Annotated in this window: 8 protein-coding genes; 4 read left to right on the forward strand and 4 right to left on the reverse strand. The window is 61.1% G+C overall.

All coding sequences use genetic code 11. The features are described from left to right. Positions 1 to 41: 41 nt before the first annotated feature. From A0O30_RS26965 to A0O30_RS26975, 3 genes are all read right to left on the reverse strand, one after another. The gene (locus tag A0O30_RS26965) at positions 42 to 2,474 is read right to left on the reverse strand and encodes a TonB-dependent receptor (RefSeq protein WP_105948742.1); all 2,433 of its coding nucleotides are present in this window, start codon (positions 2,472 to 2,474) and stop codon (positions 42 to 44) included. Positions 2,475 to 2,573: 99 nt separating this feature from the next. Continuing rightward, positions 2,574 to 3,557, reverse strand: a complete 984-nt coding sequence (locus A0O30_RS26970) for a FecR domain-containing protein (protein ID WP_105948752.1) — start codon at positions 3,555 to 3,557, stop codon at positions 2,574 to 2,576. Between the two features lie 4 nt (positions 3,558 to 3,561). Further along, entirely contained in the window at positions 3,562 to 4,071 is a 510-nt protein-coding gene (locus tag A0O30_RS26975; protein ID WP_105948743.1) for a sigma-70 family RNA polymerase sigma factor, read from the reverse strand. Between the two features lie 167 nt (positions 4,072 to 4,238). Between A0O30_RS26975 and A0O30_RS26980 the strand changes: the two genes are divergently transcribed. The 4 genes from A0O30_RS26980 to A0O30_RS26995 all read left to right on the forward strand — a co-directional run bounded on the left by A0O30_RS26980 (position 4,239) and on the right by A0O30_RS26995 (position 8,583). After that, complete coding sequence (locus tag A0O30_RS26980) at positions 4,239 to 4,757, forward strand: sigma-70 family RNA polymerase sigma factor (RefSeq protein ID WP_105948744.1); 519 nt, start codon at positions 4,239 to 4,241, stop codon at positions 4,755 to 4,757. Next, on the forward strand, positions 4,754 to 5,722 hold the full coding sequence (locus tag A0O30_RS26985) for a FecR domain-containing protein (RefSeq protein ID WP_105948745.1): 969 nt from the start codon (positions 4,754 to 4,756) through the stop codon (positions 5,720 to 5,722). The genes A0O30_RS26980 and A0O30_RS26985 overlap by 4 nt, the downstream gene beginning before the upstream one ends. Positions 5,723 to 5,818: 96 nt before the next feature. Beyond that, entirely contained in the window at positions 5,819 to 8,233 is a 2,415-nt protein-coding gene (locus tag A0O30_RS26990; RefSeq protein WP_105948746.1) for a TonB-dependent receptor, read from the forward strand. 53 nt (positions 8,234 to 8,286) lie between these two features. Beyond that, on the forward strand, positions 8,287 to 8,583 hold the full coding sequence (locus tag A0O30_RS26995; protein ID WP_105948747.1) for a chorismate mutase: 297 nt from the start codon (positions 8,287 to 8,289) through the stop codon (positions 8,581 to 8,583). A gap of 56 nt (positions 8,584 to 8,639) precedes the next feature. Here A0O30_RS26995 and A0O30_RS27000 read toward each other — a convergent pair. Beyond that, positions 8,640 to 9,323 (reverse strand): calcium-binding protein (locus A0O30_RS27000; protein ID WP_305891561.1); only part of this gene is annotated, 684 nt, incomplete at its 5' end.

Consider the following 9,323-nt stretch of genomic DNA (forward strand, 5'->3'; position numbering starts at 1 on the left):
GTGAACTGCAAGACAGTCGGGGCGCATTGCGCCCTCTTGCATCAGAAGTCGTAGCGCAGATTCAGGCTGGCATTACGTGGGTCCCCATAGTGCCCGACACTTCCGCCAATCCCCGAGTAGTACTTCTCGTCGAACAGGTTGTTCAGGTTCAGCGTGGCCGCCAGGTTATCGGTGACTTGATAACGTGCCATCAGGCTGGCCACTGCGTAGTCACTTTGGGTGACCTTTGCCTGGAGTGTGGATGATGAATAGGAGAGCGAAATGCCTGAGTTCCACGATACACCGCCCCCCACGGTCAGCCTGTCCCAGTCACCGGTGAAGCGATACGTGTTCCAGAGTCGGAACGCGTCCATCGGCAGTTGCGTCAGCAGCCGCTCGCCTGCGGGGTCTTCAGTGCGGGAATGGCTGTAGCTGGCCTGAGCATTCCAACCGGGCAGAATTTCGCCACTCACTTCCAGATCGAACCCTTTGGTCTCACCCTTTGACGCTTTGAACGCAGCTTGTTCAACTCGCCCAACCACAACGCCGTCGTCGACTGCCAGGTTTTGCCGTTGCACCAGATACACGGCAGCATTGGCGTTCAGGCGGCCGTTGAAGAACTCCCCCTTCCAACCCATTTCGTAGTTGCTGCCAATTACCGGGTCAAGCACCTTGCCGCTGCGGTCTACCGCCGTTTGGGGTTTGAAGATATCGGTGTAGCTGGCGTAAAGCGTCTGCGCAGGGGTGATGTCGTACGTCACGCCCATGTACGGCGTGACTTCACCACGTTTCTTCATGGTATACGCCTGCTCCCAACTGCCAGGGCTGGTGTAGTAATAGTCGTAGTAGTAGTCCGACACGCGGGCGCCAACGATCAGATGGACGTCATCGACCACACTGAAGCGAAACGCGGCGTAGCTGCCCTGCTGATGGCTTTCGACATCGAAGATTTCACCGAGCACACCTCGCTCGACCGGGCGATCCACGTAGTTTTGCCAGTTATTGAAGTCGACCGTCGCTGGCGTGATGTCGTAGCCGGTGTGGTGGTTGGTGTAGTCCTGATAATTGTAGCCAGTGATCAACTGGTGGGTTCTGCCCAGCAGCGTGAACGGGCCTTGCAAGGTCAGGTCCAGGCCTTTCTGGGTTTGCGGTGCGTTGGCACGGTAACGGGTGACATTGACAGCGCCGGTGGCCTGGTTGAGATAGGCGCGGTTCGATGATGTCAGTACAGAGCCGTTGTAATTGTCCCGTTCAGAATCCATGTAATTGGCAGCGAGTTTGAGCTGCCATTCGTTGGCGAAAACATGTTCAAGGTTGACGAAATAATTGGTGGTTTCGAATTGGTCATACATCCAGCGAGCACCGCTGGAGGTCGAACGCGAAAAGTGCGTTTGCTGCCCGTTGGTATACAGCAGCGGCACACCCGGCGAGCCCCGGGTCTTGAACTTTTGATAGTCGACACCAAAACGCAGTAGCGTTGCATCGTCGAGGTCGGCCTCCAGTACGCCATACAAGATATCCTTGTCTTCGCTGTACCAGTCTCGGAAGCTGTTGTTTTTCTGCTTCGCGGCTACGAACCTGCCACGTAGCCCCCCTTCCTCGGTCAAAGGCCCCGAGACATCTGCCTCGCTGCGGTAGTAATCCCAGGAACCGAAACCCTGCTGGACGTGCGCCTGGAATTCGCGTGTCGGTCGCTTGCGAATGACGTTGACCACGCCGCTTGGGTCGCCTGCGCCTGTCATCAACCCTGTGGCGCCACGCACGACTTCGATGTGGTCATACACTGCGGTATCCAGCAGCGTGCTGGGCATGTTGCGTGTCTGGTTTTCCTGAGTGGTGGTAACACCATCGATCTGGTAGGTGTTAATCGCCGAACCACGGGAATAGATGTTGTATCGCTGCCCCCCATCCTGAGACATGGTCACGCCCGGGGTCTGGTTCAGCACGCTGGTCATGTTGTTCAGTTGCTGGTCATCCATCCGTTGGCGCGTGATCACACTGATGGACTGTGGCGTTTCACGGATCGACAGGTTCATCTTGGTCGCCGTACTGGTCACCCCCGTGGTGTACGACCCGGTGCCCTCGGTGGTCTCACCCAGCAGCCGCGAGTTGATCGACGTGGCCCCCAGTTCCAGCGCCCCACTCGCTTCGGCGGCCTGCGCCAGCAAGTAGTTGCCGCTGTCGGTCCTGAACACGCTCAGCCCGGTGCCGGCCAGCAATTGGGCAAAGCCTTGCTCCACGCTGAAACTGCCCTTCACCCCCGGGCTGGCCTTGCCGGCCGTGAGGCTGGCATCGATCGACAGCGGGATACCCGCCTGGCGGCCAAACTGGCTGAGCGCCTGGTCGAGCGGGGCTGCCTCGATATCGAAACGGATGATGCTGCTGGCCGCAGGCTGCGCCAGCGCGGCATGGGTAACAGCCAGGCTGCCCAGGGTCAGGCCGGTGGCGAATGCCAGGTGGATGGCACGGGCCAGCGGGGTAATGCGAGGAGTCATGTGGAGCGTCCGAATGGGTCAAAAGGGCCGCGTTATTGGCGGGGTATGCCCTGAAGCCAATCGAGAACGAAAAAACTGCGCACATCGCCAAAATATTTTTCAGGCCTCGGCCTTGGGCACCAGCGTCACCCAGTAGCGCGTGCGCCGCTGGATGCTCACCGGCAGGCTGCTTTCCAACAGTGCGAGGATGCGCTCGTTGTCATCCAACGGGTAGGACCCGGTAACCCGCAGCCCGCCCACACGCGGGTCGCAACGCAGAATGCCCGGGCGGTAGCGGCCGAGTTGGCCGACCAGTTCATCCAGCCGTGTAGCCTGCGCGATCACGAAACCCTCTACCCAGGCATCGTCCTGCACGGCCTGCGGCGTGATGAAAATGCCAGCATCCTCGAGCCGCGCACGCTGCCCGCTTTCGACAACCTGCTGCCCCCGCCCACCTCGTAACGTGGCCGCCACACGCCCACTGCTCACCGATAGCAACGTGCCTACACAGCCCTCACCACAGCGCACGGTGAAGCGGGTACCCAGTGGTTGCATCAGCGCATCCTGAGTGTGCACCTGCAGCGGCCGGCCGAGCGGGTCGTGGCCGGTGTGCACGTTGATTTCGCCGTAGCGCAGCAGGATGCGCCGGGTGTGGGCGTTGAAGTCGATGTCCACCGCCGTGGCGGTGTTCAGCCACAGCTCGGTACCGTCGGCCAGCACCTGGCGACGGCGCTCGCCGGTCACCGTGCTGAGGTCTGCCAGGCTGCCCTGCAGCCATTGGCTTTCCCTGGTTTGCCAGCCGATGGCACCCAACACGCTGGCGCCCATCAGCATTTTCAAGAGCTGGCGGCGGTCGCCGTTGACGTAGCGGGCCTGTTGCAGCGCCGACCTGGCCACCGGGTCGCGCAGTGCGCCTGCGTTGTTGCGGATCAGCGCCGGCAAACCCGCCATGCGCTGCCAGGCACGTTCATGCTCGCTGTCGGCCTGGCGCCAGCGTTCAAGCTCACGGACTTCCTCGGCGCTCATATCGCCAGACTGGGTCAACGAGAACCAGGCAATGGCCTGCTGGCGTACAGCGGGGGAAACAGGCTCGGAAGGCGGCATGGCGTCACTCGAACTGGCTGGCATAGCAGCGATCGAATGCCTTGAGCATGGCCCGCTGCACCTGGTCGACACTCAGCGCCAGCTGCGCGGCGATCTGCTTGTAGGTAAGCCCGTCGAGCTGCGACAGCAGGAAGATCTCGCGCACCCGTGGCGACAGCCCGTGCAGCAGCTCATCGAGCTGTGTGAGGGTTTCAATCAGCAAGTGGCGCTCTTCGGCGGATATCTCGTATTGCTCCGGTTGCGCCGCCAAGGCCTCGGCATAGGCGCGCTCCACCGCCAGGCGCCGCCAGCGGTTGACCAGCAGGCTGTTGGCGATGGTGGCCAGGTACGCCAAGGGGCGCTGCAGGTCGTTGACCGGGCGCCGCGCGCGCATGATACGCACGAAGGTGTCCTGAGCCAGGTCGTCGGCATCCGCAGCCTCCCCCAGACGCTTCAGCAGCCAGCGCTTCAACCAGCTGTGGTGCTGCGTGTAGAGGTGCTCGACATCCAGGTCGAAGGAGCTTGGGGGTCCCATTGGCGAGTGGCCTGCGTCTGCATGCTGGAAAGGCACACATGATAATCACTCGCAATTAAACGATGCAAGGTGAGCGGCTGCCTAGGCTCGCCCCTTGTTCCCATGGCTGAGCATCACCATAATGATAAGAATTCTTATTTGAACCCGACTGTATGAAAAAGCCCTGCATGGACGCACACGCCCAGGTCGATGGCCTTTACCGCGACCACCACCGCTGGTTGCGCAACTGGCTGCAACCGCGGCTCACCTGCCAGCACCTGGCCACCGACATGGTCCAGGACGTGTTCGTGCGTATCCTCACGGCAGACAACGCGGCCGAGCGCCTGCAAGCCGTGCGCGAGCCCAAGGGCTACCTGGCCACCATTGCCCGCCGCCTGATGATCGACCACTTCCGCCGCGCGCGCCTGGAGCGGGCGTGGTTGCAAACCCTGGCCGAGCAACCCGAGGCGCTGGACATTTCCGAAGAGGACCGCGCCGTGCTGCTGGAAACACTGTGCGAACTCGACACCATGCTGGCGGGCCTGGGGCTTGAAGTTCGCCGGGCGTTTCTGCTGTCGCAACTGGAGGGCATGCCGTACAAAGCCATTGCCGAGCAGTTGGGCATATCGCTGTCCACGGTCAACCGCCATATGGCCAAAGCGCTGCACCATTGCCTGCTGTTCAACCTTGAGGCCGGCCTGCAATGAGCGTGACCGACCCGCGCCAGCGCGCGGCACTGGAACAGGCGGTGCAGTGGTATACCTTGCTGCAGAGCGGCGCGGCCAGCCCGCAAGACCACCTCGGCTGGCACCACTGGCTGCAACAAGGCGCCGCCAACCTGTGGGCCTGGCAGCAAATCGAGCGCCTGCAACAACGCCTGCAGAGCGTGCCCGCTGCCGTGGCCGGGCGCACGCTGGACCTCGCCGGCCAGGCCAAGCACAACACCCGGCGCAGTGTGCTCAAGGGCGTGGCGTTGATGTTGGGCGGGAGCAGCCTGGGCTGGCTGGGCGTTGACCAACTCGAAAACGGCGTCTGGCTTGCCGACCATCACACGGCGGTGGGCCAGCGATTGCCCGTGGCCCTGGCCGACGGTGGGCAGTTGATGCTCAACACCGACAGCGCAGCCGATGTACGCTACGACGCCCAACAGCGCCTGGTGAACCTGCGCCACGGTGAGGTGATGGTCACTACCGCCAGCGACCCTGCCGGGCGGCCTTTCTTCGTACAGACCGTCCATGGTCGGGTGCAGGCCCTGGGCACACGCTTTTCAGTGCGCCTGCTGAAGCGGCAGACTCAGGTCTGTGTGTTCGAGCACCAGGTGCGCATTGCACCGGACCATGGCCAACCGCTGTTGCTGCAACCTGGGCAGCGCTGCCGTTTCTCTGCGGCATTTGCCGACTCGGCGCAGTCACTGGACGCCTCGCAGGATGCCTGGACCCAGGGCCTGCTGGTGGCCAATGAACAACTGCTGGCTGAGCTGGTCGCCGAACTGGGCCGCTACCGGCGTGGCTGGCTGCGCTGCGACCCGGCGGTGGCAGGGCTGCGCGTTAGCGGTACTTTCCCGGTAGATGACACCGACAAGGCCCTGCGTGCAATCACTAGCGTGTTGCCGATAGACATCGTGCACCGCACCCGTTACTGGGTGACCGTCAGTGCCCGACACACGGGATGAACACTTTTTTGCCTGCCGATGAGATTTCTTCTCTTTCTCGTTCGACTCAGGGGTAACGGGTGCATGACCCGCTTGCCAACATAAGAGAAGCCTTCCATGAAAACGCATCATCCGCTCCGCCCGCTGGCGGCCGGTATCCGCAATGCCCTGCTGGTTTCAGCCCTGCTCGCCGCTACCCCTGCCCTGGCCGACACCACGCCCCGTGAGTACCACATCGGCCAGGGCGACCTTGGCCAGGCGCTGACGCGTTTCGCCACCCAGGCCGGTATCGTGCTGTCGTTCGACCCCACCGCCACGCAAGGGCGCAAAACGCCGGGGCTGGAAGGTGTGTACGGTGTCGATGATGGCTTGCAGGTGCTGTTGTCGGGCAGTGGCCTGCGGGTGATGCGGGACAGTGACGACCGCTGGTTCATCATCCCGGCAGGTGAAGAAACCGGAGCCATGCAGCTGTCCGCCACGCATGTGAACAGTGTCGGGTTGGGGGCAACCACCGAGGGGACCGGCTCGTACACCACGGGGGTGACCAGCACCGCGACCAAGATGAACCTGTCGATTCGCGAAACGCCGCAGAGTATCAGTGTCATTACCCGCCAACGCATGGATGATCAGCACTTGGCCAGCATCACCGATGTACTGAAGGAGACACCCGGCATCACCATGTCCCAGGACGGTGGTGAGCGTTTCAATATCTATTCCCGTGGCAGTGCCATCAACAGCTACCAGTTTGACGGTGTCAACACCAGCCAGCAGAACGAAACCCGCAACATGCCCAGCACCTTGCTGGACACCGCGCTGTACGACCACATCGAAGTCGTGCGCGGTGCGACGGGGCTGATGACCGGTGCGGGCGAGCCTGGTGGCGTGATCAACCTCATCCGCAAGAAGCCTACCCGCGAGTTCAAAGCCTATGTCAAAGGCAGTGTCGGCTCTTGGGACAACTACCGCAGCGAAGCAGACGTATCCGGCCCATTGACCGAAACCGGCAATGTGCGTGGACGCATGGTGGTAGCCAAGCAGGACAACCAGACCTTCATGGATTGGTACGACCAGAAGCGGGAGATCGTCTATGGGGTAGCCGAGGCCGACCTGACCGACACCACATTGGTGCGTCTTGGTGTCGACTACCAGAAATACCGGTCAACCGGTGCGCCTGGTGTACCGCTGATCTACAGCAATGGCCAGCAGACCCACTTCTCCCGCTCAACCAGCTCCGGTGCGCGGTGGATGTATGATGATTTCGAGACACTGAACTACACCGCGACCCTGGAGCAGCAACTGGCCGATGACTGGAAGCTGCGGGTGGTGAGCAATTACATGGATGTGGATCGCGATGCCGACCTGGGCTGGTTCCGCAGCACCACAGGTAACAGCTTCCTCAACCAGCAGACCGGGGTTGCCAGCGCCGAACGGGCAATGATATCTGCCAACCAGGTGCAGAAAGGTGTGGATGTAAACCTGCAGGGTAGCTATGAGCTGTTCGGTCGCTCCCACGACCTTGTGGTTGGCTACAACTATTCGGATTACAAGAACCACCATGACTCGCTGAGTGGTGGCAACACCGATTTCAACTTCTACACCTGGGACAACTACCTGGCCCGTGACGGTTATCGACCTTCGGTACTGCTGGATATCAAGACGCGACAAAGCGGGTATTTCGTCGCCAACCGCTTCAACCTGAGTGACGAGCTGCACTGGTTGCTGGGTGCACGGGTTTCGAACTACAGCTACGACTACAACTTCACCTCGCGGATCACAGGGCTCAATACGCCACGCAAGATGCGTGAAACAGGTGAAGTTACGCCCTATACCGGCCTGGTCTATGACCTGACACCTGAACAATCGATCTATGCCAGCTACACCGATATCTTCCAGCCCCAGTCATCACAAGACAAAAACGGCCAGGTACTCGCCCCGGTGATTGGCAAAAACTACGAAATGGGCTGGAAAGGCGAGTTCTACGAGGGTCGCCTGAATGCCAGCGCGGCACTGTTCGTGGTCGAGCGGGACAACTTTGCTGAACTGGACCCTGGGCAAATCACGCCGTCGCGTACATCCGCCTACCGAGCGGTGGACGGTGCCAAAACCAAAGGCTTCGACCTAGAAATCAGTGGCGAAGTCGCTCCGGGGTGGAACGTGCAGGCCGGGTACAGCCATGCTCGTACCGAAGACGCTGACGGCAAACGCCTGAACACCCAACTGCCGATGGACACCTTGCGCCTGTGGACGACCTACCGGCTTACAGGTCACTGGGACAAGCTGACCCTTGGCGGCGGTGTTAACTGGGACTCCAGCAAGTCCCTGACGTTTGCTGACCTGGACAATGCCAAGGCCAAGGATGAAGACTATGCCGTTGCAAGCCTCATGGCCCGTTACCAGGTGACTGATCACTTTGCGGCAACGCTGAACGTGAACAACCTGTTCGATGAGAAATACTACGCAGGCATGGCCGGCAGCTACGGGCATTACGGTGCACCGCGCAATGCGATGCTGGATTTGCGCTACGACTTCTGAAACGGGACATGTGCCGTAGTACTGTCCCGCAACCCCCTCAAGGAGCTTCACACATGGACGTACGCTGCACATCGATCGAAGACGTTCGCGCTCGCATCGATCACATCGATCAGAACCTGGTCGCCCTGCTCGCCCAGCGCGGCCAGCTGGTAGCCCAGGCGGCCACTTTCAAAAAGACCACCGATGACGTTCGCGCACCCGCACGGGTCGAGCAAGTGATTGCCAAGGTGCGAGGGATTGCCGAAGAAACGGGGGCTTCGCCAGAGGTGGTGGAGCGGGTTTATCGGGCGATGATTGCAGCGTTCATCGATGAAGAGTTGAGCGTGCATGCCGGTTTGACCGGCAAATAAACCGGGGCTGCGCAGCAGCCCCGGTATTTGAAGCCAACAACTTACCCTGGGGCTCCTCAACTGGCCAAGGTGAAGTCCGCTGCCGTTACGGTGGTTGCATCCGCCACCCCTACCAGGCGGATGGAGTCGGTGGCGCCAATGCTGACCAGCGTATCGTCGCCAACATCGGCGATGGTGACGCTGGCGGCAAAGGTAGCCGCAGTGATGTTGAAGGCGGTGATATCCAGCCGGTCCTGGCCACCCACCGCGTTGCTGTCGAAGTTGATGATCAGGTCATTGCCGAAGCCAGCGGCGAACTGGAAGACATCATTGCCGTCAGTGGCCATCATCGTGTCATCCCCGGCGCCGCCGTTGACGATGTCGTCGCCAACATCACCGTTGAGGAAGTCACTGCCGCTACCACCCGACAGGATGTCGTTGCCAGCGTCACCGAACAGTGTGTCGCTGCCAGCCCCACCGTTCAGGATGTCGTTGCCAAGGCCACCATCGAGGCTGTCGTTGTCATCGCCGCCGTTCAGGGTGTCGTTGCCACTGCCACCTAGCAACTGGTCACTACCCGCACCACCGTTGAGTTGGTCGTTACCAGCGCCTGAAGTGATGATGTTGTCCAGCGCGTTACCACTACCGCTGAAGTTACCCACCCCGGTATAGGTGAGGTTTTCGACGTTGGCACCCAAGGTGTAGCTGGCCAGCGCGGTACGCACGGTGTCCGTACCGGCTCCAGTGGCCTCAATCACCAG

Source organism: Pseudomonas sp. LLC-1, from assembly GCF_002992185.1.
Taxonomy (GTDB): domain Bacteria; phylum Pseudomonadota; class Gammaproteobacteria; order Pseudomonadales; family Pseudomonadaceae; genus Aquipseudomonas; species Aquipseudomonas monteilii.

Bases quoted from the DNA above. Each gene is read 5' to 3' on its own strand.
- A0O30_RS26995 (WP_105948747.1), top strand. From the start codon at position 8,287: ATGGACGTACGCTGCACATCGATCGAAGACGTTCGCGCTCGCATCGAT.
- A0O30_RS26990 (WP_105948746.1), top strand. From the start codon at position 5,819: ATGAAAACGCATCATCCGCTCCGCCCGCTGGCGGCCGGTATCCGCAAT.
- A0O30_RS26975 (WP_105948743.1), bottom strand. From the start codon at position 4,071: ATGGGACCCCCAAGCTCCTTCGACCTGGATGTCGAGCACCTCTACACG.
- A0O30_RS26965 (WP_105948742.1), bottom strand. From the start codon at position 2,474: ATGACTCCTCGCATTACCCCGCTGGCCCGTGCCATCCACCTGGCATTC.
- A0O30_RS26985 (WP_105948745.1), top strand. From the start codon at position 4,754: ATGAGCGTGACCGACCCGCGCCAGCGCGCGGCACTGGAACAGGCGGTG.
- A0O30_RS26980 (WP_105948744.1), top strand. From the start codon at position 4,239: ATGGACGCACACGCCCAGGTCGATGGCCTTTACCGCGACCACCACCGC.
- A0O30_RS26970 (WP_105948752.1), bottom strand. From the start codon at position 3,557: ATGCCGCCTTCCGAGCCTGTTTCCCCCGCTGTACGCCAGCAGGCCATT.